Source organism: Zemynaea arenosa, from assembly GCF_004614185.1.
GTDB lineage: Bacteria > Pseudomonadota > Gammaproteobacteria > Burkholderiales > Burkholderiaceae_D > Telluria > Telluria arenosa.
Genome location: NZ_SPVF01000268.1, coordinates 48467 through 74521, shown reverse-complemented (window position 1 = coordinate 74521; position 26055 = coordinate 48467). Strand labels below are relative to the sequence as shown.

The following is a 26055-nucleotide window of genomic DNA, read 5'->3' as shown; positions in this document are numbered from 1 at the left end:
CCGCCGTACCCGCCGCCCCTCCGGGCTCCGCTGGCCCGCTCGCCGCGTCCAGGGCACCGTCCGCGGCGTCGACCGCAGCCACTGCATCCACCGGACCCGCCGCCGCTGATCCATCTGCCGCCTCGATCCCAGCGCCAGCCGCCAGCTCGGCCACGCGGGTTGCCAGCGCTGTATCTCGCGTTTCTTCTGCAGACAGCACATCGCCCGCGCACACGGCTGCCTCACGCCCGGATGAATCAGCCCCCGAGCGGAAGCCCGCGAAGCGCAAGCACGCCAAAGCCGACAAAAAAACCGCCAAGGGCCGCGCCGCATCCGCCCTGGCGTCTACTAGCAAGTCGGCAAAGTCCAAATCCTCCAAGCAGCTCTCCACCACCGCTACGAGGACCGCCACCAAATCTGGCGCGAGCCAACCTGCGAAACCCGCCGCCGCAGCCCAAGCCCTTGCCTCCACCGGCAAGCAAATGACTCCCCAGCAGCACGCCGAGAGTCTCTACCACCGCGCCACCGCCTCCCTGCAGGATGGTCACGTGAGCGAGGCCATGGCCCAGCTGCTGGAAGCATTGAAAGCCAACCCGCGCCACGACGCTGCCCGCCAAACCCTGGTCGGCCTTTTGGTGGAAGCGCGCCGCCCCGAAGAAGCCATGCAGCAGCTGCAAACCGGCCTGACCCTCGACCCGCGTCAACCGTCGATGGCGATGCTGCTCGCGCGCCTGCAAATGGAGCGCGGCGGCGACGGGATCGAGACGCTGCAGCGCACCTTGCCTTACGCCGCCGGGAATGGCGAATACCACGCCTTTCTGGCCGGAGCCTTGCAGCGCGCCCAACGCCACCGCGAAGCGATCGACCAGTTCCAGTCCGCGCTGAGGGCCGCGCCCTTGAATGGCGTCTGGTGGATGGGCCTCGGCATCTCCCTGCAAGCCGAGAAGCGCCTCCCCGAAGCCACCGACGCCTTCCGCCGCGCCAAATCCAGCGGCACTTTGTCCCCCGAGCTCCAAGCCCTGGTCGACCGCAAGCTCCAGCAACTCCCCCGCTAGACTGCTCCCCGCCATAAAACGCCCATTCCCCAAACACCAGGGACGTACCCCGCTCCCACACCGGGGACGTACCCCGGACTAACGCCGTCAGAATGCTCCGAATAGATAAGGTGCCGGCTGCGGCGACTTAATCGATTACTCAACGAAATCAACGCGTTGGCTCCGGCAGGATAATCAGTTGCTGGAAAAAAAACGGGGACGTACCCCGCTGCCAGAGCGGGGTACGTCCCCGGGGTTGAGGCGGGAAAAGGCGGTTATTTCATGGTGTAGGAGGACCACGCGGTGTCGACTGCGTAGTTCTTGCTGGTGTCCCAGTAGGTGAAGCTGTAGCGCACCACGTCGCCGGCCTTCAGGCCGCCGAGGTTGTAGGTGTTGGTGGTGCCGCTCAGCGTCATGCGGACGTTTTGCTGGCCGCCGCCATTGACCGTGTAATGCACGTCAGCCCAGCTGCCCGTGGTGGTCGCAAATTGCACCGTGGTGGCGTTGGTCTGCGTGATGGAGGTCGGGCCCGACGGCGGCGGGGGCGGCGGGGGAGTCGTGGTCCCCGAGTCCCACACGATGTCGTCGATCGCAAACTGGAACGTGGACCCCGGCAGCCGGTTTGCATCGCTCGAAATCATGAAGACGTCGAAGATCGATTGCAGCGCCACCTTCGGCCCGATCAGCGTCGATACCGGAATGCTCGCCTGCGCCCAGTCGCCATTGCGCACCAGCCCATAGGTCGTCGTATTCGCCGGGAAGTTGATCCAGTTCTGGTTGGTGTACGTGTCGCCGATGCCGATGTTGAAGGACACATTGGCCGGGATCTTGATCCGGAATTTCATCGTGCCGTTGCGGTAGTTGGTCAGGTCCCGCGCCTGGCGCGCCTGCACGCCGCCGCCGAACCACTGCCCCGGTGCGGTGTACGCCCACGCGATCGCGTTGCTGCCCTCATACGGCGGCGTGTTCCCGGCGCCGCTCGAGGCGCTGTTCCACAGGAAGATGTCGGACGTGGTCCCCGCCACCAGCTTGCTGTTGACGAGCGTGTTGTCCGTGAAGACGCCGAACTTGCCCGCCACCTCGGGCACCGTCTGGTTGCCCAGCTTGACCGTGCCCTTGCCATCGAGCTGGTACACGCGGATATAGTCGACGTACATGGTGGCCGGCAGCGGCGCCGTGACCTGGCTGGGGCTCGTGGCGTCAGTGAAGTTGCCGCCCACCGCGAGGTTCAGCAGCAGGTAGAAGGGCGCCTTCAGCGAATCGGAATTCACCGGTAGCGGTGCGTTGTACATGTTGTACTCGACGCCGTTGTCAACGGTCGTGAAGCGCATCTCGGTGTCGGTCCAGTACAGGCGGTACTTGACGAAGCGGTTGGTCAGGGGCGAACCGGAGATGTACCAGTTCTTGGTCTGCCAGGCCGTGGACGCGGCGCAGCTTTCGTTCCCCGGCACGCACGCAGCCTGCTGGTAGGTGATCACGTTGGAGCCGACGAAGTTGTTCGGTGGCGGCGAGCCGGCAGCCGCGCGCGCGGCGGAGCTCTGGCCCATCTCCATGATGTCGATCTCGCCGTTGCGCGGCCAGGTCTGCGGGCTGACGCCCAGCATCCACGCGGCGGGCCACAGGCCGGTGGCGACGTTCGGCGTGGCCATGCGGATCTCGATCATCCCGTACTGCACCTGCACCTTGTTCTTGCTGTCGACCTTCCCGGAGGTGAACTGGTTGCTGCCGATGACCTGGCGCATGGCCTTGATGGCCAGCGCGCGCGTGCCCGGCTCGAACGGCACATCGGCGATCGACAGGTTGTTGGGGCTGTAGTACTCCAGCTCCGCGTTTCCGTAGCCGCACAGGTTGATCTGGCAGCCATTCCCATCGGTGGCGGTCCAGCGGCTCGCGTCCAGGCCCGTGCCGTTGAATTCCTCGGACCAGATCAGCGCCCCGATGGTGGGATTGGTGACGCTGGCGGCGGCCGGAATGGCACAGGCCAGCACCAGTCCAGCCAATGCCGCGTGGAAAGGTTTCCAATTCAGGTGACGATCCTTCGTTTCGTGTATCACGTCGACTCCTCCGTTGTTTTCACTGTGGTGAGGGGCGCCGGACGGTGCCCCCCTGGGTGTGCCAACTTGGCAGTTGGTTCTGGAATGCGGCCCGATTATTCTAAGAATGGAAACGTTTCCAACAAATTAAGGAAAATATATACCTTTTCGGCCGGGCCGGTCAAACGTGTCGTGCAGGGTGCCGGGATGCAGCGTTGCAGGTGTCGCGCAAAAGCCGCGATGGGAAAGGGGGAGCAGTGAAACGGGCTTTTACAGCGCCGCCAGTTCGCCCCAGATGTGCTTCATCGAGAAGCGCAGGCCAGCCTGGTCTTCATGGAGGGCGGTGGCGATGGCGGCGCCGGCATCGAGAGTCGTGCGCACTTGCGCGGGCTGCAGCGGGGTGCCCCCGGGGGCGCGCAGGGCGTGGACCTGGGCACTGCCGCCGGAGTCCAGGCGCTTCGAGACCACGCCGGTTTCCCCGTTCGCCAGCCGCACCAGGGTCCCGGGCGGATGCATCCCGATCTGCTGCTGGATGGCGCGCGCCAGGTCTTCATCCAGCCTGGCCCCGTGGCCGGTGAGAAGCTGCTCCAGGGCTGCCGGCGGCAGCAACGAGCGGCGGTAGTTGCGCGCCGAGACGCAGGCGCAGTAGCGGTCCGCGAGGCCTATCATCTTGGCGTTCTGCGGGATCTCGGGCGCGCGCAGACCGATTGGGTAGCCGCTGCCATCGTCCATCTCATGATGCAGCAGCACGTAGTCGATCCACTGCTGGTCTTCCACGCCCGCGCTGCGCAGCAGGTCGGCGCCAAGCGCCGGATGGTGCGCGATGATTGCGCGCTCCTCGCTCGTGAGGTCCGCGCCCCGGTTCTGGAAGCGCTCGGCGTGCAGCACCATGCCGATGTTCATGGTCAGCGCGGCCGCCGTCATGGTCACGACTTCGCCCGGCGTCTTGCCCAGCGCGCGTGCCAGCACGATGGCGACGACGGCCGTCTCCACGCAGTGCCGCACCGCGTACAGGCCCGCGATCTGGTTCAGGTAAATGGAGGCCAGCGCCACATCCGGATTGCGTTCGACGGCTGCGATGACGTCATGGGCGAGGGTGCGCAGCTGGGTGTCGGGATTGGATTGCAGGCGCAGGTCCAGCAGCACGCGCTCCAGCCGCCGCGTGGAGGCGTTCAGCGCGCGCAGCACCGAATAGGGCTGCGCCGTGGCGGTATGCGCCGCGTGGGAAGACAGCGTGGTCATGGCCCCTCCCGGCCGGGCCCATGTGGCGGGCCCGCTGTATGTATCGGCTACTTAGATCCGCGCCAGCCGGTCCAGCGCCAGGCGCAGTGTCTCGTCCTTCTTGGCGAAGCAGAAGCGCACGATGCCCGACTCGCGCCCGCTGCTGTAGAAGGCCGAGACGGGAATGGCGGCCACCTTGATCTCGGTGGCGAGCCACGCCGCGAAGTCCGCTTCCAGTATAGAAGAGATACCGTCGTAACGGACACATTGGAAGTAGGTACCGTCGGCTGGAAGCAACGTAAAGCGCGTCCCGGCCAGGCCGTCCCGGAACAGGTCGCGCTTGCGCTGGTAGAAGGCGGGCAGCTGCACATACGGCTGCGGGTCGCCCATGAAGTGCGCGATCCCGTGCTGCATCGGCGTATTGACCGTGAAGACGTTGTACTGGTGGACCTTGCGGAACTCCGTCATCAAAGGCGCTGGTGCGGCCACGTAGCCGACCTTCCAGCCGGTGACGTGGTAAGTCTTGCCAAAGCTGGAGACCACAAAAGCGCGTTCGGCCAGCTCGGGGTGGCGGCACAGGGACTCGTGCAGCTGGCCGTCGAAGACCATGTGTTCGTACACTTCGTCCGACAGCAGCAGGATATCGGTGCCGCGCACGATGTCCGCCAGCGCGCGCAGGTCTGCCGCGCTCAGGATCGAGCCGGTCGGGTTGTGCGGCGAGTTGACGATGATGAGTCGCGTGCGCGGCGACACGGCGGCAGCGACCTTCGCCCATGGCACGACATAACCTTGCTCACCGACTTCCATCTCCACCGCCACCGGCACGCCGCCCGCCAGCGCGATCGCGGGCAGGTAGCAGTCGTACGCAGGTTCGATGACGATGACTTCGTCGCCCGGATGCACGCAGCACAGGATGGAGGTCATGATGGCCTGGCTGGCGCCCGCCGTGACAGTGATCTCGGCGTTGACGTCGTAGCGCGCGCCGTACAGCGCAGCGATCTTGTCGACGATGGCTTGGCGCAGCGCGGGCACGCCGCTCATCAGCGGGTACTGGTTGTGCCCTGCGCGCATGGCGGTATCGACCGCATCGATCAGCGCCGGGTCGCAGCCAAAGTCGGGAAAGCCCTGGCCCAGGTTGACGGCGCCATGTTCGGCCGCCAGTGCGGACATGCGGGTGAAAACGGTGGTGCCTACGGCGGGCAGTTTGGTGGTGAGAGTCGGAGTGGCCATCCGAATATTCTAGCCGACCGTGCCTGCCCGCGCTGCGAGCCACACCTCCGGCAGCAGGATGCGGAACAGGCCCGCGGCGGCGGTCTTGCGGGCCAGCTTGAGCAGGGCCTTGTCCTTGGTGATCAGGACATCGGCTTGCGCGTCGCGCGCGAGCTCCAGGAATTTCTGGTCGTCCTTGTCGGTGCAGACAGGGAGCCGGATCGGCCGCGCGGATGCGTCCACCACGCGCAGGGCGCGGTCGAAGCGTGCGGCGGCCGTCAAACGGCTGCTCTCATCGAGCGGCAGATGCGGATAGTTCAGGACATACAGGTACTCGGAACGGCAGTCGGCGCGCGTGATGGCCTCCACCGTCCCGGCCTCGATCTCGGCCAGCAGAGCAGCCCAGCGCGGATCCTGGAAGACGAACAGGTCGAGGCAGACGTTGGTATCGATCACAAGCCGGGGAACGGTTATGATGTCGGTCTTTGTGTCGCTCATCGTCTGATTCATTCGTTCACGTTTGTATGTTGATTGTCCTGTCGCCCGCCAAATCGCTCGACTTCGAAACCCCGCTCAAACTCAAGCACCGCACCACGCCCGACTTCCTGGAACGCTCGGCCCAGCTGATCCACCTCCTGCGCGATTATTCGCCGGACCGTCTCGCCTCGCTGATGGAGCTGTCCGATGCGCTGGCCTCCCTCAACGTCGGCCGCTATGCCTCGTGGACGGGCGACCCCGCGCAAGGACGGCAGGCGGCGATGGCTTTCGACGGCGACGTCTATGACGGCCTGCAAGCCAAAACCCTCAAGCCCAAACAGCTGGACTGGCTGCAGCAGCACGTACGCATCCTCTCCGGCCTGTATGGCGTCCTGCGCCCGTTCGATGCGATCGAGCCGCACCGGCTGGAGATGGGCACCCGGCTGCAGAACGAGCAGGGCAAGGATCTGTATGCGTTCTGGGGCGGCGAGGTGACGGACACGCTGAACCGGCAGGTCGCAGAAACTGGGGCGACCGCGCTGGTCAACCTGGCGTCGGAAGAATACTTCAAGTCCGTGCGGCCCAGGCAGCTCGCCGTCCCCGTGATCACGCCCGTGTTTGAGGACTGCAAGAACGGCCAGTACAAGATCATCTCGTTCTTCGCCAAACGCGCCCGCGGGCTGATGGCGCGCTACGCGGCCACCAAGGGCCTGACGGACCCGCTCAAGCTCAAATCCTTCAACGTGGACGGCTACAAGTTCGTGAAGAAGGAGTCGACGGACAGCACCTGGCTGTTCCGCCGTAATCTTGAAGCCTGAACCGGAAAGGGGCGCTTAGCCCCAGACCTTCCACCAGGGCTTGGCCTGTTCCGGCTTGAGGAAGCGGCTGTCGGGGTAGTTCTTCACGAAGACGCGCTGGGTGTCGTCGCGCAGCTCCAGCATGTTCATGCGGTCGTAGCACTGGATCATGATGAACAGCGCTTCCTCGGTCGCGGGGGCGGTCTGGTAGTCCTGCACGGCGCCCTGGGCGCGGTTCAGGGCGGCCAGATACGCGCCGCGGCGGAAGTAATAGCTGGCCACGTGCACTTCGTAGCTGGCCATCGCGTTGACCAGGTAGTTCATGCGCGCGAGCGAGTCGGGCGTGTACTTCGAATTCGGGAACTTGTCGACCAGCGCCTTGAAGGCGACGAAAGCCTCGCGCGTGGCTTTCGGATCGCGCTCGGTCGGGTCCTGCGAATACAGGGTCGACATCAGGCCGATGTTGTCGTTAAAGTTGATCAGGCCACGCAGGTAGTACATGTAGTCCACCTGCGGGTGATTCGGGTGCAGCTTGATGAAGCGCTCGACCCCGGCGAGAGCCTCGGCCTGGTCCTGGGCCTTGTAATGCGCATAGGCGATTTCCATCTGCGCCTGCGCGGCATAGGTGCCGAACGGGTAGCTCGATTCCAGTTTTTCGAACAGCTTGATGGCCGCTTCATAGTGGCCGCCATTCAGTTCGTCCATCGCCTCCGAGTATAATTTCTCAGCCGACCAGTTCTTGGTCTCATCGGCCTTTTCCGGCAGGAGCCCGCAGGCGGACACGCTGGCCAGCATCAGGGCCGCAGCGATGACTTTCAATTTCTTTTGCATACTCTGCATAAACTGTACGAGAAAACGCTTCAACCGGCTGATTATAGCCTACTAGGATTATTGTGAACTTAACTCCAACGCCGAAATCGGCGGACTTCGACCCGGAACTCGACGACGATCTCGAAGGCGACTTTCCCGTGGCTCCCGGCGGCGCCGATTTTTCTCCGATCACGCTCACGCTGACGCCGGACATGTGCGGCCAGCGCCTGGACAAGATGATCGCGGGCCTGATTCCGCAGTTCTCGCGCGCCCGCCTGGCGATGTGGATCGAGGATGGCCACGTGACGGTGGACGGCAAGAAGGCCCGTGGCAAGGACACGGTCTATGGCGACGAGACGGTGGTGGTCGTACCTCAGCCGGCGCCGGAAGACGCGGCCTACACCGCCGAGGACATCCCGCTCGACATCGTGTTCGAGGATGAGCACATCATCGTCGTCAACAAGCCCGCAGGGCTGGTGGTGCACCCGGGTTCCGGCAACTGGAACGGCACGCTGCTCAACGGCCTGCTGCACCACTGCCCGCAGCTGCTGACGGTCCCGCGCGCGGGCATCGTGCACCGGCTTGACAAGGACACCAGTGGCCTGATGGTGGTCGGGAAGACGCTGGCCGCGCAGACGGACCTGGTGCGCCAGCTGCAGGCGCGCACCGTCAAGCGCGAATACTATGCGCTGGTGTGGGGCACGCCGCACCTGTCGGGCACCATCAATGCGCCGATGGCGCGCAGCCAGAAGGACCGCGTGAAGATGGCGGTGTCCGCGAGCCTGACGGCCAAGCCGGCGATCACGCACTATGAGCGCATCGGCCAGGGCGAAATCGAGCGCCGTCCGGTGAGCCTGGTGCGCTGCCACCTGGAGACGGGGCGTACGCACCAGATCCGCGTGCACATGCAGCACCTGGGCTTTCCGCTGGTGGGCGATACGGTTTACGGCAAGCAGCACCTGGCGCAGTTCTTCCACCGCCAGGCCTTGCAGGCGCGCCGCCTGGGGCTCGTGCATCCGGCCACCGGTGAGCAGATGGAGTGGACCGTGGAACTGGCCGACGACCTGCTCGCGCTGCTGGAGCGCGCCGGTGTCGAGGAACCGCTCGACGAGGAGGAGGGCGGCGGTGCACGCCAGCGCATGGAATTCGACTATGGCGACATGGACGACGAGGACGACGACGACGATCACGACGTCACCCTGATCTATACCGACCGATGAGCAGCCCGTTTGCACTGGTGCCGCACTGGCCCGGCATGCCGCATGCCGTGGCCGCGCTGACGACCACGCGCTGCCATGGCGTGTCGCCCGCGCCGTATGACGACGGGCAAGGGGGCGGGGGCTTCAATCTGGGGCTGCACGTGGGGGACGACCCTGAAAACGTGCGGCGTAACCGCGCGCACCTGCGGCATGTGCTGCCGGCCGAGCCGGCGTGGATCTCGCAGGTCCATGGCATCGCGGTGGTGGATGCGGCGCAGGTGACGTCCGATGCGGCCGTGGTGGCCGATGCCAGCGTCACCGGTCAGCGCGGCGTGGTCTGCGCGATCCAGACGGCGGACTGCATTCCGGTGCTGTTGGCGGACAAGGACGGCAAGGTGGTAGGCGCGGCGCATGCGGGCTGGCGCAGCTTGGCCGGTGGTGTGCTGGCGGCGACCGTCGCGGCCATGCGCGCCAAGGGGGCGGGCGACATCACGGCCTGGATCGGCCCTTCGATCGGCCCGGACGAATTCGAGGTCGGCGACGATGTACTGCAGGCCTTCCTCGCCACCGCGTTGGCGGACGCCGGGCGTGTCCACGCCTGCTTCCGGCCCATCCCGGGCAAATCCGGCAAATATCTCGCCAACATGTGGGTGCTGGCCCGCCTGGCCCTGGCCCGCGGCGGCGTGACCGAGGTCGCCTTCAGCGAACATTGCACGGTCTCCGAACCCGAGACCTTCTACTCCTACCGCCGCGACGGCGTCACCGGCCGCATGGCCACCCTCATCTGGCTGCGCTGAGCTTCAATCCTGCCCTGGCTCGCGCGGCTGGCTGCGTGCGGGCCGCTTCTTTTTACGGCCAAACAGGTACCAGGCCAAGGACAAAGGGAACAAACAATAGCCGAAAAAAGTCATAATACCGGCTATTACCGACGGCTCGGTCAGCGCCATCAGGCCGACCACGTAGATCCACGCAACGGCAACGATCAACATAGGATGTCCAACATGAATATGCCCGATCCTCAAGCAATGGGCGCCGCCTGGCTGGCGCAGATTTCCGATCCCCAGGCATGGCAGGCGTGGTTCAAGATGCCCCAGATGGACGGCACTCCCGCCGCCCACCTGCTCAAGGACCTCGGGGCCGGCGTGGACCCGGTGGCGCTGGACGCCATCCGCCAGGACTACATGGCCAAGGCAGCGGCATTGTGGCAGGAATTCGCGATGGGGAAAATCCCCGAGCTGCATGACAAGCGCTTCTCCGGCACGGCGTGGACCGGCAACCCGGTGTCCGCCTTCAGCGCCGCCTCCTACCTGCTGAACGGCGAGTTCCTGCTGAAGATGGCCGACGCCGTCCAGGCCAAGCCGCGCGACAAGCAGAAGATCCGTTTCGCGGTGATGCAAATGGTGGACGCGATGTCGCCCGCGAACTTCCTGGCCACCAACCCCGAAGCCCAGAAGCACATGCTGGAAACGAATGGCGAAAGCCTGGCCAAGGGCCTCGCCAACATGCTGGCGGACATGCAGAAGGGCCGCATCTCGCAGACCGACGAATCGGCTTTCGAGGTCGGCACCAACGTCGCCACCTCCGAAGGCCAGGTGGTGTTCGAGAACGAGCTGTTCCAGCTGATCCAGTACGCGCCCACCACGCCGAACGTACACGCGCTGCCGCTGGTGATGATCCCGCCGTGCATCAACAAGTTCTACATCCTGGACCTGCAACCCGCCAATTCCGTGGTGCGCTACGCCGTGGAGCAGGGCAACACCGTGTTCATGGTCTCGTGGCGCAACCCCGATGCCTCCATGGGCCAGGTGACCTGGGACCAGTACGTGGAGCAGGGCGCCATCACTGCCATCAACGTGGCGCGCGAGATCGCCAAGACGGACAAGGTGCAGGCCTTCGGCTTCTGCGTCGGCGGCACCATCGTGGCGACCGCGCTGGCGGTGCTGGCGGCGCGCGGCGAGAAGCCGGCCGCCAGCCTGACCCTGCTGACCACCTTGCTCGACTTCTCCGACACCGGCGTGCTGGAAGTCTTCGTCGACGACACCCAGGTCGCCCTGCGCGAACAGCAGCTGGGCCGCGGCGGCATCATGCCGGGGCGCGACCTGGCAACCACTTTCTCCGCGCTGCGCCCGAACGACCTGGTGTGGAACTACGTCCAGCAGAACTATCTCAAGGGCAAGGAACCGCCTGCGTTCGACCTGCTGTACTGGAACGCGGACAGCACCAACCTGCCGGGCCCGATGTTCTGCTGGTACCTGCGCAATACCTACCTGGAGAACAGCCTGCAGGAGCCGGGCCGCCTGATCGTGTGCGGTGAGAAGGTCGATCTCGGCGCGATCGATATCCCGGTGTTCATCTACGGCTCGCGCGAAGACCACATCGTGCCGTGGCAGGCGGCCTACGCGTCCATGCACATCCTCAACCGTGCCCAGCCGTCCAACAACCGCTATGTGCTGGGCGCGTCCGGCCACATCGCGGGCGTGATCAACCCGGCCTCCAAGAACAAGCGCAGCTACTGGACCAATCCGCACCAGGGCGCGCCGCTGCCGGCCGAGGACTGGTTCGACGGCGCGACCGAGCACCCCGGCAGCTGGTGGACGGCCTGGGCCGCCTTCCTGGCCGAGAACGGCGGCAAGGACGTCAAGGCCCGTACCAAGCTCGGCAGCAAGACCCATGCGCCGATCGAGCCGGCACCGGGGCGCTACGTGAAGGTTCGGGCGGACTGAAGGGAAAACTGTCTCGGTGCGCTGCAATAAGTTTCCCCACAGCTCCGCGGACGTGGTATTTTCTGGTTTTTCGCCTCATAATGCGGAAAAAATGAGCATGTCGCGGGCCGGCCAACCGCTGCCCGTAGAACATTCCGACAGCAGCGCGCTGCAGCGCAAGATCAGGTGCGCTCCGCGCTCAGACACTGACGCGCGATCGCGCCCACACACAGAGACACGACAAGAGATGAGCAGTTCCAAGAAAAGTTCCGAACGCCTGATCAAGAAGTATCCGAACCGGCGGCTCTACGACACGCAGACCAGCTCGTATATCACGCTCACCGACGTGAAGCAGCTGGTCCTGGACAATGACGAGTTCACCGTCGTCGACGCCAAGACCAATGAGGACCTGACCCGCAGCATCCTGCTGCAGATCATCCTGGAGGAAGAGGCGCATGGCGCACCGATGTTCTCCAGCGAGGTGCTGGCCCAGATCATCCGCTACTACGGGCACGCCATGCAGGGCATGATGGGGTCCTACCTGGAAAAGAACGTCCAGGCCTTCACCGACATTCAGAAGAAGTTCACCATCGCCACGGACGGCAAGCCGTTCAGCCAGGAGATGTGGACCCAGTTCATGAACGTGCAGGGCCCGCTGATGCAGGGCATGATGAACAGCTACATCGACCAGAGCAAGAACCTGTTCGTGCAGATGCAGGAGCAGATGCAGAACCAGTCCAAGGCCATGTTCAGCGCCTTCCCGTTCGGGGCGCCCACCGGCACCGACAAGAAGTAACGCCCACCAGGCCGGTGGCAGCGGGCTCCGGCCCGCGATGTCTTCCAGCCTCACAGCTGGCGCACCTGCGCCAGTGTGAGCGCCGCCACCACCAGCAGCACGGCGCCGAGCACGCGCGCTGTCCACAGCCCGGCTTGCCGGTTGGCGCGGAACCAGCCCGAGGCGGACGCCGACGTGGCGGCCAGCGCGCCGTAGACGCCGAACTGCGTCCCCGTCGTGATCACCCCCAGCAGGCCCGCCTGCATCCACACCGGTCCATACGCCGGCTTCACGAACTGCGGGAACACCGCCAGCATGAACAAATAGGCCTTCGGATTCACGAGGCTGGTGACCAGCGCACGCCGGAAGGTGACGTGCGGGGCCAGCACCGGCACGTCGGCCGCGGGCAGCAGCATCTCGGCGCTGCGCAGGAAACCGACGCCCATGAAACCCACGTACAGCGCGCCGCCAATCAGCATGGCCACATACAGCGCGGGCCACAGCTTGAGGATGGCGGCCACGCCCAGCGCGCCCATGGTGATGTGGCAGACGCCGCCCGCCATGATCCCGGCCACCGCCGCCAGCCCGGAGCGGCGCCCACCCAGCAGCGAGCTGCCCATCACATAGGCCATGTCCATGCCCGGCAGCGCGATGATCCCGAACACGACCACGAAGTACAGCCACAGGTTGGCGGCCTGGCTCATGCCGCACGCGCCAGCTGGGTGACCGGACGCTGCCAGCGCAGGCGCGAGCGCACGCTCGGGTCCAGGATTACGGTCTCGGTCGGGCCGTCCAGCAGGCCGGTGCGGGCCAGGCCGTCGGCCACGATGTCCAGCGCGGGGCGGAAGCAGGCCAGCGCATCCTCGTCCTGCAAGGCGCCGAACCAGACCACGTAGGTGCCGTCCGTGCGCACCGGGTGCTGGGGGAAGTTGTTCGGCACATCCAGTGTGGCCAGCACGCCCAGTTCGATCAGGCCAGGCCCGCGGTAGCCCGCGAACCCGATCTCGGCGCGCTGCAGGAAGGAATCCAGCCGGTCGTCGCAGACCTTGAAGATCTGGGCCACCACGATCCCGCCCGCGCCCTCGGGTTCGGATACCGGATCGACCGCGCGCAGCAGCGGCAGGCCGTGGCCCGGGTCGATGGGGCGCAGCAGCAGCACGTCGTCGCTGTTCGCGATCAGGCTGTTCACGGCGCTCTTGTGCTCGGCCCACACGGGGCCGTAATAGAAGGCGCGGTTGACGGCCAGGCGGTGCTCCATGTCCTGGTAGCCGCGCAGCCAGGTGAAGCGGTCCGGCTGCTCGCGTTCGTAGAAGTGACCATAGGCGATCGCCCCCAGCTGCTGGAACGCCTCCGGAAAATAAGTCTCGAAGTAGCGGCCGAAGGTGGCGCGCCGGCCCGGCTGGATTGTGTAGCGGCGCAGTTCGATGACGTTGTATTCGGTATTCATTTTGTTTTCCTCCTTGCGCTACGACGTTTGAGCCACTGCTCAAGTGACAGTGCCAGGAGAATAATTTCTAAATAGGACAGATTTGGCCCTATTAGATGACTACAATGGCAACTTCCAAGCATCGGAGGTCGGCATGAACCTGTTTTCATCCTGGGTGGGATTCGCGCTGGGGTCGGCGTTTTTCGCCGCGCTGACGGCGCTCTTCGGCAAGCTGGGCGTGGTGGGGCTGAACTCGAACCTGGCGACTCTCATCCGCACCGTCGTCATCCTGGCGGTGACCGGGGGGCTGGTGTGGCAGCGCGGCGAATGGCAGAAACCGTCGACGATCCCGGCACACAGTTGGCTATTCCTGGTGCTGTCTGGCGTGGCGACCGGGCTGTCCTGGCTGTGCTACTACCGTGCGTTGCAGCTCGGGCCAGTGAGCAAGGTGGCGCCGGTCGACAAGCTGTCGGTTGCCATTGCTATCCTGCTCGGAGTCCTGTTCGTGGGCGAGCAGCTGACTTGGCCCATCGCGATTGGAGGCGCGCTGATCGTCGCCGGCTCCATTGTCATCATCGCGTTCTGACCATGTACCACCCGACCACCCGCGTACTCGCAGTCCTGGAACTGCTACAAACCCATGGCCGCATGAGCGGCGCCGAGATGTCCGCCCGTCTCGGCGTGGACACGCGTACGCTGCGGCGCTACATCGGCACGCTGGAGGAGATCGGCATCCCGATCACCACCGAGCGCGGGCGCTACGGCGGCTACGCCATCATGCCCGGCTTTAAGCTCCCGCCGATGATGTTCACGGACGACGAGGCGCTGGCGCTGTCGGTCGGCCTGCTGGCGGCCAAGAGCCTGGGCTTTGCGGAGGCGGCGCCCGCAGTGGCGAGCGCGCAGGCCAAGCTGGAACGCATCATGCCCGCGAACCTGAAGCGGCGGGTGCGGGCGGTGGACGAGACGGTGCGCCTGGACATGGTGCGCTCGGTGGCCCCGGCCGATAACGATGCGCTGGTGACGCTGAGCTCCGCGGCGCTGGCCCAGCAGCGCGTCTACATGCACTACCGGGCGCCGGACGGGCGGGATACGGAGCGGGACTTCGATGCGTACGGGCTGGCGTTTCGCATGGGGTGCTGGTACGTGATCGGCATGTGCCATCTGCGGCACAGCATGCGTTCGTTCCGTCTCGACCGCATCGTGCGGGTGGACTTGCGGCCCGCGTACTTTGCGCGCCCGGCGGGGTTCGATGCGCTGGCCCACCTGAAGCAGTCCTTGGCCACCATGCAGCGCACGCACCCGGTCACGGTGCTTTTGAAGACCGACCTCAAATCGGCGAGTGCCTACATGTTCGACGGCGTGGGCCTGTTCGAGCAGACCGATGACGGGGTGCTGATGCGCTGCCACACCGACCATATCGAATGGTTCGCGTCGCACCTGGCTTCGGTGCCGTGCGAGTTCGAGGTGCGCGAGCCGGTGGCGCTGCGCGAGGCTGTGGTGCGGGTGGCGCAGCGGCTTTTACGTCTGGCTGGAGCGGCCACCTAGGATTTGTCCGCGCGGGTGCGATGGCGCGTGCAAAGGCCGCTACAATGGCGGCCGTGTCCTGCTCTTCCTGCTCCTGAATGATCCGCTTGTCCCTGGCCAGCCTGGCGCTGGTCCTGGCCGCATCCACGCTTGCTGGTGCGGCTCTCGCCGGCGAATGCCCGGCCCATTACCTCGATGGGCGCACGCCCGAAATCCGCAACGCAAAGCTCGCGACCGCGACGCGGGAGCTGTGCTACGGTGTCTTTGGCGTCATGCACTCGGGGCTCACGCGCACGCCGCTGTGGTCGGCTGAGTACCTGAAGGCCGATGCCATCGCGTCGGCGCAGACCCTCTCGCGCGAGAACAGCTTCCATCCCGAGGAGCGGCTGCCGCGCAGCGAGCGCGCTGAGTTGAAGGACTACGCGCGCAGCGGGTTTGACCGCGGCCATATGTCGCCCAACGGGGACATGCCGGACCGGCGCTCGCAGTACGAGAGCTTCACGCTGGCGAACATGGTGCCGCAGGATGCGGACAACAACCGCCATGTGTGGGCGGGCATCGAAGGCGCGGTACGCAAGATGGCGAAGAAGGATGGTGCGCTGTATGTGCTGACCGGTCCTGCATTCGTTGGGGCGCAGTTGCAGAAGGTGGGCAATGTGCTGGTGCCGACCCACCTGTACAAGGCGGTCTGGAGTCCGCGGCAGCGCGCCGGGGCGGCGTGGTTCGTCGAGAACAGCGGATGGGGCGAGGTGCGGGTGATGCCGGTGGCGGAGCTGGAGCAGGTCATCGGAATCAACCTGCTGCCGTCCTTGAGCGAGCAGCAGAAGCGGCAAATGCTCAAGCTGCCGAAGGTGAAGAAGGCGTCGAAGTCGCGGAAAGGAGATGCGTGGTGAAGTCGTTCAAACCCTATGCCAACGAGGCGGATGTGCTGCAGATCGGCGGCCTGCAGGTCGAGAACCGGGTGGACCGCGTCACCATCAGCGGTGACATCGACCTGACCGCCGACCAGCAAGGCCTCGCCAACGCGCGCGCCCTGCACCTGCTCCTGGCGGACATCGTCGCCCACCTCGAGTCCAAGCAGCTCCCCGCCCAGCTCCCGCCCCCAAAGTCAAAGAAGGTCGACAACCCCTTCGCGTGACTGCGGTTTTGTTCCCTCCGCCGCGCTGATCCACCTCGCGACGGCGTTCCGTGCGGGAGGTACGCTACCGCGATCCTCTTACCGGTGCAGCCACATGGACTTCCCTCATGCCGCGATGTGGTTTCTCACGAATGTGGCGACACCGCTCCTGGCTCCAATTGCTTTGCTTCCTTTGGCCACTCTGCATAGCCGCTATCGGGGGAGGATCGGAGCGTTGGTATACCGCTCTGTCAAGGACGGCCAACTCTTCTGGACCGTCATCGCGATGTGTACAGCGGCCATGTATGAGGCTGGTAGGCACCTCAACGTATTGCTAGGCAAGGGTCTCGCGAGCACGAGTGACGCAACTATTGCGCTGACTTCGATAGGTTGGCATTCGGTGTTCATGCTCCTTTCGTCAGTTTTCGTGCTTTTGGGCGCCCTTGAGGCAGATGAGCATCAAAGGAACTCTGGAAGACGGCGAGTCAATTCACGTGACGAACACTTTGCCCGGCGCAACGTCTTCCTGATAACCTCGATCGGCGCGGCGGCAGTGACCGCTGTGACTTTCACCGCGACGCACTTCTGGGCGGAGTGAATGTGCTGCTATAGTGAGATCACTGATACGGAGGGCTGGCCATGTTTGATAAACTCCTACGGCACATCTTTGAACCCGAAGAGCGCGAACGAACCATGAGGGCCATCGGGATATTCATGGTCGTTGGGGGAACACTGGTGTCGGCGCTGTTGATTGGCGCGATCATCATGCGCTAAGCGTGCGAGAGCGCGGCGCCGGGGAAGGGCGCCGCGATGGTGGGCTTACTGCTTCACGCAGTCGACGAAGTAGCCGAGCTTGCCGTTGACCTCGCGCTTGACCAGGCCATGGACGTCCGTCTCGAAGCCCGGGAAGCGCTCGTTGAAGTCGCGCGCGAAGCGCAGGTAGTCGACGATGGTCTTGTTGAACCGCTCGCCTGGAATCAGGAGCGGAATCCCCGGCGGATAAGGCGTCAGCAGGATCGCCGTGATGCGGCCTTCCAGCTCGTCGATGGCCACCCGCTCGATCTCCCGGTGCGCCATCTTCGCAAACGCGTCCGACGGCTTCATCGCCGGCACCATGTCGGACAAATACATCTGCGTGGTCAGGCGCGCCACGTCGTAGGCCTTGTACGACTCGTGGATCATCTGGCACAGGTCGCGCAGGCCCATCGACTCGTACACCGGATTCGCACCCGCGAACTCCGGCATCACGCGCCAGATCGGCTGGTTCTTGTCGTAGTCATCCTTGAACTGCTGCAGCGCTGCTACCAGCGTGTTCCAGCGGCCCTTGGTGATCCCGATGGTGAACATGATGAAGAACGAGTACAGCCCGCACTTTTCGATGATCACGCCGTGCTCCGCCAGGTACTTGGTCACGATCGACGCCGGGATGCCCTTGTCCGCGAACTGGCCGTTGATGTCCAGGCCCGGCGTGACGATGGTCGACTTGATCGGGTCCAGCATGTTGAAGCCCGGCGCCAGGTTGCCGAAGCCGTGCCAGTTGTCCTCCGCGCGGATCATCCAGTCGTCGCGGTCGCCCACGCCTTCGTCCGCAAACTTGTCCGGACCCCAGACCTTGAACCACCACGACTCGGCACCCCATTCCTCATCCACCTTGCGCATCGCGCGGCGGAAGTCCAGGGCCTCGGCGATGGATTCCTCGACCAGCGCGGTGCCGCCCGGCGCCTCCATCATGGCCGCCGCCACGTCGCACGATGCGATGATCGAGTACTGCGGCGAAGTGGAGGTGTGCATCAGGTAAGCCTCATTGAAGGCATCCTGGTCCAGCTTCACGGTCTCGGACTCGCGCACCAGCACCTGCGAGGCCTGCGACAGGCCCGCCAGCAGCTTGTGGGTCGACTGGGTCGAGAAGATCATCGACTGCTTGGCGCGCGGCCGGTCCTTGCCGATGGCGTGCATGTTGCGATAGAAGTCGTGGAAGGCCGCATGCGGCAGCCACGCTTCGTCGAAGTGCAGGGTGTCGATCTTCCCATCCAACATTTCGCGCAGGGTCTCGACGTTGTACACCACGCCGTCGTAGGTCGACTGGGTGATGGTGAGGATGCGCGGCTTCTTGTTCTTGGCTTCGCGCGCAAACGGATTGGCCTCGATCTTGCGGGCGATCGATTCGGGCGTGAACTCTTCCAGCGGGATCGGGCCGATGATGCCGAGGTGATTCCGGGTCGGCATCAAGAACACGGGGATCGCGCCGCACATGATGATCGAGTGCAGGATCGACTTGTGGCAGTTGCGGTCCACCACCACGATGTCGCCCGGCGCCACGGTCGAATGCCACACCATCTTGTTGGACGTGGAGGTGCCGTTGGTGACGAAGTAGCAGTGGTCCGACCCGTAGATGCGAGCCGCGTTGCGCTCGGACTTGGCCACCGGGCCGGTGTGGTCCAGCAGCTGCCCCAGTTCCTCGACCGCGTTGCAGACGTCCGCGCGCAGCATGTTCTCGCCAAAGAACTGGTGGAACATCTGGCCGATCGGCGACTTCAGGAAGGCCACGCCGCCCGAGTGCCCCGGGCAGTGCCACGAATACGAACCGTCGTTGGCGTAGTTGACCAGCGCGCGGAAGAACGGCGGCGCCAGGCCATCCAGGTAGGACTTGGCTTCGCGGATGATGTGGCGGGCCACGAACTCCGGCGTGTCCTCGAACATGTGGATGAAGCCATGCAGCTCGCGCAGCACGTCGTTCGGGATGTGGCGCGAGGTGCGCGTCTCACCGTACATGTAGATGGGGATGTCCGCGTTCTTGTGGCGGATCTCCTGCACGAACTTGCGCAGCGCGGCCAGCGCGAAGTTGGTCTCTTCCTCGGAGCCTTCGCCGAACTCCTCGTCGTCGATGGACAGCACGAAGGCCGAGGCGCGCGACTGCTGCTGGGCGAACTGCGAGAGGTCGCCGTAGCTGGTCAGGCCCACGACTTCCATGCCTTCGTCCTCCATCGCCTTGGCGAGGGCACGGATGCCCAGGCCGGACGTGTTCTCGGAACGGAAGTCCTCGTCAATGATCACGATGGGGAAGCGGAATTTCATGGAAGTCTCCAAAGCAAAGCGCCATGAGGGTCCTCGCAGGGACGACGCTCACGGCACCAGAAAATCAAGTTGCGGATTGTCGCAGATATGGTTGAGCTGTGGGTGATTATTTTTGCCATGTTCGCCGGGGCCAGCGTAGCGGCAAGTGCGGGCGGTTGGCGCACTCTTGCCCGGCTCGCCGCGGTTCAGGTTTTTCGCGTGTACGTCACGAACGCGTAGTCGCAGGCGTTGGTCTCCGAGTAGTGCAGCTCGCGTGCCGTTTCCACCCATTTGTCCTTGTCGATGGCCGGGAAGAAGGTATCGCACTCGAAGGTCTTGTCGATCTCGGTGACGATCAGCTGGTCCACCATATCCATCGACTCCGCGAAGATCTGGGCGCCGCCGATGATGTAGGCGGGCGATCCGGCGGACAGGCGCAGGGCCGCGGTCAGCGAGTCGGCGGTCTGCACGCCTTCCGCCGCCCACTGCGCGTTGCGGGTGATGACGATGTTGCGCCGGTTGGGCAGCGGACGGCCGATCGAGTCATAGGTCTTGCGGCCCATGAGGATGGCGTGGCCGCTGGTGACGCGCTTGAAGTGCGCCAGGTCCTCCGGCAGCCGCCACGGCAGCTGGTTGTTCAGGCCGATGCCGCCGGCCTTGTCGATGGCCACCACAATCGAAAGTTGTGGCAGCGAAATGGTGTCTGTAGTCAAGGCTTGGTCGCTCTGAAAACGCGTGATCGAAACGCCAAATTATAAGGGACTTGGGTCGGGCTGACGCCTGTGTCGTCCCATTCTTACAGGGGCAGGAGCCGCGTACCGATTCCTCGACGGAAGCGGTCCCGACATAATTGATGCAATAACTCTAAGGTTTGCAATTGCACATGAACACCACCGCTTACGAAGACCTGGCCGAGCAGCAGACTGCGCTGTCCGCTAACGCGGGCTCGCGCGCCTTGTACTTTGCGCTGGCCGCCGACCCGCAGTCCGCCCGTCCCGCCGCCGAAGACTACCTGCGCCGCCAGCTCGCCGCCGCCGCCGAGCTGCCCGCCGACCTGCCGTCCGACCTGCACGCGCTGGAGGGCTGGATGGAGCAGCGCACGGACCATGTGGGCGAGCAGTACAAGGCCTATCTGGCCGCCCGCAAGGCGGGCGCGCCGCGCCGCTATTTTCCGAGCCGGTCCGCCGCGCTGGCCTTCCTGCGCGCCGTCGCGCCCACCAAGCTGGTGGACGGCTCCTGGCTCTACGGCCTGCTGCGCCAGTGGGACAACCCGGACTTCCACGCGCTGATCCGCACCTATCTCGAAGAGCTGGGCGACGGGGTGCCGGACAAGAACCACGTGGTCATCTACCGCAAGCTGCTGGCCACCCATGGCTGCGAGCAGTGGGAGACGCTCTCCGACCACCATTTCGTGCAGGGCGCGCTCCAGCTGGCGCTGGCCCACTGCGCCGACAGCTTCCTGCCCGAAGTGATAGGCTTTAACCTCGGTTACGAGCAGCTGCCGCTGCACCTGCTGATCACGTCCTATGAGCTCAACGAGCTGGGGATCGACCCCTACTACTTCACGCTGCACGTGACCGTCGATAACGCCGCCAACGGGCACGCGAAGAAGGCCGTGCAGGCGCTGCGCCAGCTGATGCCGCAGGTGGGCGACAGCGCGCGCTTCATGCAGCGCGTGCTGGATGGCTACCGCCTGAACGACCTGGGTGCCAGCACCACCTCGGTGATCGCCTCGTTCGACCTGGAGCACGAGCTGGTGGACATCATGAGCGCCAAGGCGGTGGTGGGCAAGAACATGCACTCGGACTACTGCCGCGTGGCGGGGCGTTCGGTCAACGACTGGCTCGCGCAGCCTGCGCAGATACCGGACTTCCTGCGCTCACTGGAGGCCTCCGGCTGGATCAAGCGCGGCGAGCCGGTGGAGAATTCGCGCTTCTGGAAGCTGGTGCAGGGCGAGCGCGCCCAGATGTTTGGCGTCTTCAACGCCTACGAACAGCAGGTGCTGCGCGACTGGATCTGCAGCACGCCGGGCGAAGGCCCCGCGCGCACCCACCGCGCCATGCAGCGCAGCCTGGAATCGCTGGCGCCGCACCGCCAGCGCCAGGACAGCGGCATCCCGCGCGGCCTGATTCGCCATCACGCGACCGAGCCGGCCGCGCGCAACGAGCTGCACGAGCTGGAAGAGCAGGTGGCTTCGCTGGGCAGCAAGGACGAAGTCATGGCCCTGCTGGCGTCGCTGATGTCGCCGACCACGCACCACACGGCCGTCGGCCTGATGGCCACCCGGATGTTTTCGCGCCTGCTGGACGCCTGACCGCACTCAATGGAATCTCAATCAACTGCAGCAACTGACCGGGCCTCGCACGGCCACCTCGTGATCGTGGGTGGCGGTGAGGACCGGGAAGAGGACAAGCAGATCCTCAGCCGTTTCGTGGAACTCTCCGGCGGACCCGGGGCCAATATCGTCGTCATCACGGGCGCGAGCCAAATCCCGCAGGAGATGTGGGAGGTCTATGACCGCGCCTTCACGGACCTGGGCGTGACCGAACACACGCCGATCCACATCTCGTCCCGCGCACAGGCCAATGACCGCGAGCTGGCCGAACGCGTGGCCAACGCGGACGGCATCTTCATGACCGGGGGCGACCAGCGCCGCCTGCTCGCCACGATCGGCGGCACGGAACTGGATGCAGCCATGCACCGCGCGCTCAAGGTGCGCGGTGCTTGTATCGGCGGCACCAGCGCCGGGGCATCGGCCATGTCCGGCCACATGCTGGCGGACGGGCACGTGGAGCTGCAGCCCGAACTGGGCTCTGTCCACCTGGCCGCAGGGCTGGGCTTTTTGCAGCGCGTGGTCATCGACCAGCACTTCTCCGAGCGCCACCGCCTCGCGCGCCTGCTCACCGTCGTGGCGCAGAATCCGTATTTGCAGGGCATCGGCATCGACGAGGACACGGCGCTGGTGGTGGAGCGGGGCGGCGGCATCGAGGTGATCGGCCGCGGCGCCGTGACCATCCTTGATGGGCGCCACATGATCTCCAACGTCGCCGACACGGCGCACCGGGCCTGCCCGCAGCTGATCGACGTGCGCCTGCATCTGCTGCCGACCGGGTCCCGTTTCGAATTGTCCGAAGACGCGGCCGCGCCGGAAGGCGTGCCCAAACCGTTGCTGGATTTTCTCCGTAACCTCATCAAGCGGAACCCCATGTCATGAACGGCACCATCACAATCCAGGAAACGCGTTTCCTGCGTGGCCCCAACCTGTATGCCTCCACGCCCTGCGTGATGGCGCTGCTGGAGATCGATATGGAGCCTGCACGCGCCGTGGAAGCGGCGTGCCTGGTCCAGCGCACTGTGCGCGAGCTGCAGGAGATGGCGGGCGTACCGGCGCCGTATGGCTGCGTAAAGCGGCTGATGGACGATGCGCGGTCGTTCCGCGTGGTGTGCGGCTTTGAGGTCGAAGAGGTGGCCGAGCGCGCGCTGCTTCTCGCCGTGGACTTTGTCGAAGCCCAGATGCGCGGGTCGCTGTTCAGCGTGGCCGACCGGCTGGTCGAGCTGCATGCGGCTGCGGTGCGGCAGGTGTCGGCCAGTGCGAGCATCCTCATGGACGAGGCCAAGCGGCGCGACATCCCCGTGCTGGAACTGGACGACCACGTGATTCAATTCGGCTGGGGTGCGCAACAGACCCGCATCAGCTCCTCGGCCACGCATGGAGCGCTGCCGGAAGGCGATGGGCGCATTCCGGTCATCGCCATCACGGGCACCAACGGCAAGACCACGACCACCCTGCTGGTGGCGCATACCGTGCGCCTGGCCGGGCACACGACCGGCTACACCACCACCGAGGGAGTCTTCATCGACGGCTGTCCGGTGGCGCGGGGTGATTGCACGGGCTATTGGTCCGCGCGCGATATCCTGACGGCGCCGAACGTCGAATTCGCGGTGCTGGAAACGGCGCGCGGCGGCATCCTGAAACGCGGTCTTGCGTATGACAAGTGCGACGTCAGCGTCGTGCTCAACGTGTCGGCCGACCATCTGGGCCTGGAAGGCGTGGAGACGGTCGAAGACCTGGCGCGTGTGAAGGGCGTGGTCGGGTGCTCGGCGGGCAAGGCCGCCGTGCTCAATGCCGAGGACCGGCACTGCGTCGCCATGGCGGCGCAGCTGCAGCCCGGCGTGGAAGTCATTTACTTTTCCATGGATGCGGAAAATCCGGTCCTGCTGCGGCACCTGGAGCAGGGCGGGCGCGCGGTCTACCTGCACGACCAGTCGATGGTGATCGCGGACGGGCAGCGGCACGAAGAATTGCTGCGGGTGGAGCACATGCCGGTGACCATGAATGGGCGGGCGCGCTACAACGTCGCCAACTGCCTGGCCGCGACGGCTGCGCTGATGGCGGCCGGGATCGCGCGCACGGACATTGCGCACGGGCTCACCAGCTTTGTCTCGGATGGCCGCAGCAACCCGTTGCGCGGCAATGTGTTCGACGTGCGCGGCGTGACCGTGATCGTCGATTACGCGCACAACGCCGCGGCCTACGCGGCACTGGCCGGGATGGCGCGTGCCATGACGCGCGGGAAGCTGGTCGGCATCGTCACCGCACCGGGCGACCGGCGCGACTCGGACCTGGAGGAGATCGGCGCGACCTGCGCCGAGCGCTTCGACGACATCGTGGTGTACGAATCGCAGAGCCGCGGGCGCACCATGGGCGGTACGGTGGAGATCATAGTGCGCGGTGCGCATGCGGCCCCGCGGCTGCTGGCCCGCGTGCACGAGGAATGGGTCGACATCGACGCCATCCGCCGCGGCCTGGACCTGTGCGAGCCGGGCGACGTCCTCGTCTTCGCCTGCGGCACTTCGCTGGCGACCCTGGTCGAGGCCCTGCGCGTCCCCGACCCCATCGCCGCGGCCCGCATCGAAGCCGAAATCGGTTGATAAAGTCAAGCATTCACTCATGCGGCATAATGGCCGCATGACTGAACTCACCGTGCTCATTGTCATCGACATGCAGAAGGGGATGCAGGACGCGAACCGCCTGGCGAACCGCCTGCCACCCCGGAACAATCCTCACGCTGAAGACCATATTGCGCGCCTGCTCACGGCATGGCGCGCGGCGGGCCAGCCGGTGGTTGTTGTGCGCCATATCAGCCGTTCGCCCACGTCGGTCTTCGCGCCGGGGCAGAGCGGGGCGGAGTTCCAGGAGCGCTTCGTGCCGCTGGCCCACGAACACGTGGTCGAGAAAAACGTACCGGATGCGTTCATCAACACGGGCCTCGAACGCTGGCTGCACGTGCGGGGCATCCGCAAGCTGGTGCTCGCAGGCGTGAGCACCAACAATTCCGTGGAGTCGACGGCGCGCAGCGCGGGGAACCTCGGCTTTGCCGCCGCCGTGGTGGCCGATGCCACTTTTGCTTATGCCATGACCGATTTCGGCGGCACGCCGCGCAGCGCGGAAGACGTGCACCTGATGGCACTCGCGAACCTGCATGGCGAGTACGCCACCGTGCTCACCACGGACGACGTCCTGCGCCAGCTGGACCGCGGTCTCAGTGCGTCTGCCGCGGCACGCTGACCGGGCGTGACGGCGCCGGGCGGCGGTCTTCCTTGGGCGTAGGCTGCTGCTCGATGGCGATGGTCTGGGACGGAGCGGAGATCGACACGCCCAGGGCATCGAATTCCTTCATCACGCCCAGCATCACCGCCTGCTGCACATCCATGAAGCGCGCGTAGCTCGGGTTCAGCACGTAGTACACCATCTCGAACTCGATGAAGTTCTGGTCCAGGTACTTGAGGTGGGCGCGGTCGAAACGCACGCCTTCCTGGGCTTCGACGATCTTGCGCAGCGTTGGCGGCACCTTCGCGGCCGCGTCCTGCGGCGTGGCCGGGTTGACCTTGAGCGTGACGGGCACACGGCGCTCCTGCATGCGCTTGTAGTTGCGTACCGTGTTCTTGAGCAGCTGCGAATTGCCCATCACGATCTGCTCGCCGCTGTCGGCGCGGATGCGAGTGGTCTTCAACCCCACGTGTTCGACCGTGCCGGAATTGCCGTCCACGAGAATCGCATCGCCCACTTCGAAGGGTTTGTCGACGGCGATCGACAGCGATGCAAACAGGTCGCCGAGAATATTCTGCACCGCCAGCGCCACCGCCACGCCGCCGATCCCCAGGCTGGCCACGAAGGTGGTGACGTTGATGCCCAGGTTGGACAGCAGCGCCAGAATGAACATCACCCACAGCGCCGTCTTCAAAGCCCACACGGTCAGCGTATGCGCCACCGTCAGTGGTGAATCAGCGGAGGTGGATTTTTCATGCTTGCGGAAATAGCGCTGCGACGCCACTGCCACCGCGCGGTCCAGGTACAGCGCCAGCTGCAGCCCGAGCGCGATGAACCACAGGTGCCGCACCCGTTCGTCCCAGGGCACGGGCAGCTCCAGCACCGAGAGCCCCAGCAGCAGCGAGATCGCCACGACCATGACATTGCTGGTGCGCGCCAGCGTGGCCTTGAGCAGCTGGGCCATCGGCCGGTCATGGTGCTTCTCTTCCAGTTTGCACAGGTGGCGCCGGAACAGGGCCAGGGCCGTATGGATCACGACAAAGCTGACCACAGCAACCGTCAGCGCGAAGATGGCATTGCCCAGCGAGATATCCAGGCTGTTTACAAAGGCTCGATAATCCAAAACGGCTCCTTTCCCGCCTCGCTG

General features: G+C 65.2%; 27 protein-coding genes. 16 read left to right on the top strand and 11 right to left on the bottom strand.

Going from position 1 to position 26055, the window contains the following annotated elements; genetic code table 11:
• Positions 1-461 precede the first annotated feature (461 nt).
• Positions 462-1034: a tetratricopeptide repeat protein gene (locus E4L96_RS24770; RefSeq protein WP_167758775.1), complete on the top strand. Its 573-nt coding sequence runs from the start codon at positions 462-464 to the stop codon at positions 1032-1034.
• A gap of 254 nt (positions 1035-1288) precedes the next feature.
• On the opposite strand, the gene E4L96_RS22305 is transcribed toward E4L96_RS24770, so the two are convergent.
• The 4 genes from E4L96_RS22305 to E4L96_RS22290 all read right to left on the bottom strand — a co-directional run bounded on the left by E4L96_RS22305 (position 1289) and on the right by E4L96_RS22290 (position 5974).
• Positions 1289-3067 carry a glycoside hydrolase family 16 protein gene (locus E4L96_RS22305; protein ID WP_229414715.1) on the bottom strand — a complete coding sequence of 593 codons (1779 nt, stop codon included), beginning with the start codon at positions 3065-3067 and terminating at the stop codon, positions 1289-1291.
• Between the two features lie 249 nt (positions 3068-3316).
• Positions 3317-4288 carry an HD-GYP domain-containing protein gene (locus E4L96_RS22300; protein WP_135209419.1) on the bottom strand — a complete coding sequence of 324 codons (972 nt, stop codon included), beginning with the start codon at positions 4286-4288 and terminating at the stop codon, positions 3317-3319.
• A 51-nt stretch (positions 4289-4339) separates the two neighbouring features.
• The gene (locus E4L96_RS22295; RefSeq protein ID WP_135209418.1) at positions 4340-5497 is read right to left on the bottom strand and encodes a pyridoxal phosphate-dependent aminotransferase; all 1158 of its coding nucleotides are present in this window, start codon (positions 5495-5497) and stop codon (positions 4340-4342) included.
• 9 nt (positions 5498-5506) lie between these two features.
• Entirely contained in the window at positions 5507-5974 is a 468-nt protein-coding gene (locus tag E4L96_RS22290; protein ID WP_135209417.1) for a putative toxin-antitoxin system toxin component, PIN family, read from the bottom strand.
• A gap of 26 nt (positions 5975-6000) precedes the next feature.
• Between E4L96_RS22290 and yaaA the strand changes: the two genes are divergently transcribed.
• Entirely contained in the window at positions 6001-6771 is a 771-nt protein-coding gene (yaaA, locus tag E4L96_RS22285; protein WP_135209416.1) for a peroxide stress protein YaaA, read from the top strand.
• 15 nt (positions 6772-6786) lie between these two features.
• Here yaaA and E4L96_RS22280 read toward each other — a convergent pair whose 3' ends face one another.
• Positions 6787-7581 carry an outer membrane protein assembly factor BamD gene (locus tag E4L96_RS22280; RefSeq protein WP_135209415.1) on the bottom strand — a complete coding sequence of 265 codons (795 nt, stop codon included), beginning with the start codon at positions 7579-7581 and terminating at the stop codon, positions 6787-6789.
• A 62-nt stretch (positions 7582-7643) separates the two neighbouring features.
• Here E4L96_RS22280 and E4L96_RS22275 point away from each other — a divergent pair, with 62 nt between their 5' ends.
• Both E4L96_RS22275 and pgeF read left to right on the top strand, forming a co-directional pair.
• On the top strand, positions 7644-8780 hold the full coding sequence (locus E4L96_RS22275; protein WP_370660760.1) for an RluA family pseudouridine synthase: 1137 nt from the start codon (positions 7644-7646) through the stop codon (positions 8778-8780).
• Positions 8777-9556 (top strand): peptidoglycan editing factor PgeF, encoded by a 780-nt coding sequence (gene pgeF, locus E4L96_RS22270; protein WP_135209414.1) that lies wholly within the window; start codon positions 8777-8779, stop codon positions 9554-9556. The genes E4L96_RS22275 and pgeF overlap by 4 nt, the downstream gene beginning before the upstream one ends.
• Positions 9557-9559: 3 nt before the next feature.
• Here the strand turns inward: pgeF and E4L96_RS22265 are convergent, their stop codons facing one another.
• Positions 9560-9748: a hypothetical protein gene (locus tag E4L96_RS22265; RefSeq protein WP_135209413.1), complete on the bottom strand. Its 189-nt coding sequence runs from the start codon at positions 9746-9748 to the stop codon at positions 9560-9562.
• A gap of 12 nt (positions 9749-9760) precedes the next feature.
• On the opposite strand from E4L96_RS22265, the gene phaC reads away from it, so the two are divergent.
• Positions 9761-11482, top strand: a complete 1722-nt coding sequence (phaC, locus tag E4L96_RS22260) for a class I poly(R)-hydroxyalkanoic acid synthase (RefSeq protein WP_135209412.1) — start codon at positions 9761-9763, stop codon at positions 11480-11482.
• A 226-nt stretch (positions 11483-11708) separates the two neighbouring features.
• Positions 11709-12257: a polyhydroxyalkanoate synthesis repressor PhaR gene (gene phaR / locus E4L96_RS22255; RefSeq protein WP_135209411.1), complete on the top strand. Its 549-nt coding sequence runs from the start codon at positions 11709-11711 to the stop codon at positions 12255-12257.
• Positions 12258-12307: 50 nt separating this feature from the next.
• Here the strand turns inward: phaR and E4L96_RS22250 are convergent, their stop codons facing one another.
• A complete protein-coding gene (locus E4L96_RS22250) occupies positions 12308-12940 on the bottom strand; it encodes a LysE family translocator (protein WP_135209410.1) in 633 nt (210 codons plus the stop codon).
• Positions 12937-13683: an NIPSNAP family protein gene (locus tag E4L96_RS22245; RefSeq protein ID WP_135209409.1), complete on the bottom strand. Its 747-nt coding sequence runs from the start codon at positions 13681-13683 to the stop codon at positions 12937-12939. The genes E4L96_RS22250 and E4L96_RS22245 overlap by 4 nt, the downstream gene beginning before the upstream one ends.
• A 133-nt stretch (positions 13684-13816) precedes the next feature.
• On the opposite strand from E4L96_RS22245, the gene E4L96_RS22240 reads away from it, so the two are divergent.
• The 6 genes from E4L96_RS22240 to E4L96_RS24625 all read left to right on the top strand — a co-directional run bounded on the left by E4L96_RS22240 (position 13817) and on the right by E4L96_RS24625 (position 17077).
• A complete protein-coding gene (locus tag E4L96_RS22240) occupies positions 13817-14248 on the top strand; it encodes an EamA family transporter (RefSeq protein ID WP_135209408.1) in 432 nt (143 codons plus the stop codon).
• Positions 14249-14250: 2 nt separating this feature from the next.
• Positions 14251-15207, top strand: coding sequence for a helix-turn-helix transcriptional regulator (locus E4L96_RS22235; RefSeq protein ID WP_135209407.1), 957 nt, complete (start codon positions 14251-14253; stop codon positions 15205-15207).
• A gap of 77 nt (positions 15208-15284) precedes the next feature.
• The gene (locus tag E4L96_RS22230) at positions 15285-16079 is read left to right on the top strand and encodes a DNA/RNA non-specific endonuclease (protein WP_135209406.1); all 795 of its coding nucleotides are present in this window, start codon (positions 15285-15287) and stop codon (positions 16077-16079) included.
• Positions 16076-16324: a hypothetical protein gene (locus E4L96_RS22225; RefSeq protein ID WP_135209405.1), complete on the top strand. Its 249-nt coding sequence runs from the start codon at positions 16076-16078 to the stop codon at positions 16322-16324. Before E4L96_RS22230 ends, E4L96_RS22225 begins: the two co-directional genes overlap by 4 nt.
• 94 nt (positions 16325-16418) lie before the next feature.
• Positions 16419-16901, top strand: coding sequence for a hypothetical protein (locus E4L96_RS22220; RefSeq protein ID WP_135209404.1), 483 nt, complete (start codon positions 16419-16421; stop codon positions 16899-16901).
• A gap of 41 nt (positions 16902-16942) precedes the next feature.
• Positions 16943-17077: a hypothetical protein gene (locus E4L96_RS24625; RefSeq protein WP_267874345.1), complete on the top strand. Its 135-nt coding sequence runs from the start codon at positions 16943-16945 to the stop codon at positions 17075-17077.
• Between the two features lie 45 nt (positions 17078-17122).
• Here E4L96_RS24625 and E4L96_RS22215 read toward each other — a convergent pair whose 3' ends face one another.
• Complete coding sequence (locus E4L96_RS22215; protein ID WP_135209403.1) at positions 17123-19378, bottom strand: arginine/lysine/ornithine decarboxylase; 2256 nt, start codon at positions 19376-19378, stop codon at positions 17123-17125.
• Positions 19379-19563: 185 nt separating this feature from the next.
• The gene (locus E4L96_RS22210) at positions 19564-20070 is read right to left on the bottom strand and encodes a dihydrofolate reductase (protein WP_229414713.1); all 507 of its coding nucleotides are present in this window, start codon (positions 20068-20070) and stop codon (positions 19564-19566) included.
• A gap of 170 nt (positions 20071-20240) precedes the next feature.
• On the opposite strand from E4L96_RS22210, the gene E4L96_RS22205 reads away from it, so the two are divergent.
• From E4L96_RS22205 to E4L96_RS22190, 4 genes are read left to right on the top strand one after another with little or no spacing between them, the layout of a single operon-like run.
• Complete coding sequence (locus E4L96_RS22205) at positions 20241-21671, top strand: iron-containing redox enzyme family protein (protein WP_135209402.1); 1431 nt, start codon at positions 20241-20243, stop codon at positions 21669-21671.
• Between the two features lie 9 nt (positions 21672-21680).
• Positions 21681-22571, top strand: coding sequence for a cyanophycinase (locus E4L96_RS22200; RefSeq protein ID WP_135209401.1), 891 nt, complete (start codon positions 21681-21683; stop codon positions 22569-22571).
• Positions 22568-24289 carry a Mur ligase family protein gene (locus tag E4L96_RS22195; RefSeq protein WP_135209400.1) on the top strand — a complete coding sequence of 574 codons (1722 nt, stop codon included), beginning with the start codon at positions 22568-22570 and terminating at the stop codon, positions 24287-24289. Before E4L96_RS22200 ends, E4L96_RS22195 begins: the two co-directional genes overlap by 4 nt.
• 37 nt (positions 24290-24326) lie before the next feature.
• The gene (locus E4L96_RS22190; protein WP_135209399.1) at positions 24327-24926 is read left to right on the top strand and encodes a cysteine hydrolase family protein; all 600 of its coding nucleotides are present in this window, start codon (positions 24327-24329) and stop codon (positions 24924-24926) included.
• On the opposite strand, the gene E4L96_RS22185 is transcribed toward E4L96_RS22190, so the two are convergent.
• The gene (locus E4L96_RS22185) at positions 24901-26031 is read right to left on the bottom strand and encodes a mechanosensitive ion channel family protein (RefSeq protein WP_135209398.1); all 1131 of its coding nucleotides are present in this window, start codon (positions 26029-26031) and stop codon (positions 24901-24903) included. The two genes, E4L96_RS22190 and E4L96_RS22185, sit on opposite strands and share 26 nt — an antisense overlap.
• Between the last annotated feature and the right edge of the window lie 24 nt (positions 26032-26055).

What these genes read in the sequence shown, in the direction of transcription:
- E4L96_RS24770 (WP_167758775.1), top strand. Translation starts at nt 462, where the DNA reads ATGACTCCCCAGCAGCACGCCGAGAGTCTCTACCACCGCGCCACCGCC.
- E4L96_RS22300 (WP_135209419.1), bottom strand. Translation starts at nt 4,288, where the DNA reads ATGACCACGCTGTCTTCCCACGCGGCGCATACCGCCACGGCGCAGCCC.
- E4L96_RS22295 (WP_135209418.1), bottom strand. Translation starts at nt 5,497, where the DNA reads ATGGCCACTCCGACTCTCACCACCAAACTGCCCGCCGTAGGCACCACC.
- E4L96_RS22290 (WP_135209417.1), bottom strand. Translation starts at nt 5,974, where the DNA reads ATGAGCGACACAAAGACCGACATCATAACCGTTCCCCGGCTTGTGATC.
- yaaA (WP_135209416.1), top strand. Translation starts at nt 6,001, where the DNA reads ATGTTGATTGTCCTGTCGCCCGCCAAATCGCTCGACTTCGAAACCCCG.
- E4L96_RS22280 (WP_135209415.1), bottom strand. Translation starts at nt 7,581, where the DNA reads ATGCAAAAGAAATTGAAAGTCATCGCTGCGGCCCTGATGCTGGCCAGC.
- pgeF (WP_135209414.1), top strand. Translation starts at nt 8,777, where the DNA reads ATGAGCAGCCCGTTTGCACTGGTGCCGCACTGGCCCGGCATGCCGCAT.
- E4L96_RS22265 (WP_135209413.1), bottom strand. Translation starts at nt 9,748, where the DNA reads ATGTTGATCGTTGCCGTTGCGTGGATCTACGTGGTCGGCCTGATGGCG.
- phaC (WP_135209412.1), top strand. Translation starts at nt 9,761, where the DNA reads ATGAATATGCCCGATCCTCAAGCAATGGGCGCCGCCTGGCTGGCGCAG.
- phaR (WP_135209411.1), top strand. Translation starts at nt 11,709, where the DNA reads ATGAGCAGTTCCAAGAAAAGTTCCGAACGCCTGATCAAGAAGTATCCG.
- E4L96_RS22250 (WP_135209410.1), bottom strand. Translation starts at nt 12,940, where the DNA reads ATGAGCCAGGCCGCCAACCTGTGGCTGTACTTCGTGGTCGTGTTCGGG.
- E4L96_RS22245 (WP_135209409.1), bottom strand. Translation starts at nt 13,683, where the DNA reads ATGAATACCGAATACAACGTCATCGAACTGCGCCGCTACACAATCCAG.
- E4L96_RS22240 (WP_135209408.1), top strand. Translation starts at nt 13,817, where the DNA reads ATGAACCTGTTTTCATCCTGGGTGGGATTCGCGCTGGGGTCGGCGTTT.
- E4L96_RS22235 (WP_135209407.1), top strand. Translation starts at nt 14,251, where the DNA reads ATGTACCACCCGACCACCCGCGTACTCGCAGTCCTGGAACTGCTACAA.
- E4L96_RS22230 (WP_135209406.1), top strand. Translation starts at nt 15,285, where the DNA reads ATGATCCGCTTGTCCCTGGCCAGCCTGGCGCTGGTCCTGGCCGCATCC.
- E4L96_RS22220 (WP_135209404.1), top strand. Translation starts at nt 16,419, where the DNA reads ATGGACTTCCCTCATGCCGCGATGTGGTTTCTCACGAATGTGGCGACA.
- E4L96_RS24625 (WP_267874345.1), top strand. Translation starts at nt 16,943, where the DNA reads ATGTTTGATAAACTCCTACGGCACATCTTTGAACCCGAAGAGCGCGAA.
- E4L96_RS22215 (WP_135209403.1), bottom strand. Translation starts at nt 19,378, where the DNA reads ATGAAATTCCGCTTCCCCATCGTGATCATTGACGAGGACTTCCGTTCC.
- E4L96_RS22205 (WP_135209402.1), top strand. Translation starts at nt 20,241, where the DNA reads ATGAACACCACCGCTTACGAAGACCTGGCCGAGCAGCAGACTGCGCTG.
- E4L96_RS22200 (WP_135209401.1), top strand. Translation starts at nt 21,681, where the DNA reads ATGGAATCTCAATCAACTGCAGCAACTGACCGGGCCTCGCACGGCCAC.
- E4L96_RS22195 (WP_135209400.1), top strand. Translation starts at nt 22,568, where the DNA reads ATGAACGGCACCATCACAATCCAGGAAACGCGTTTCCTGCGTGGCCCC.
- E4L96_RS22190 (WP_135209399.1), top strand. Translation starts at nt 24,327, where the DNA reads ATGACTGAACTCACCGTGCTCATTGTCATCGACATGCAGAAGGGGATG.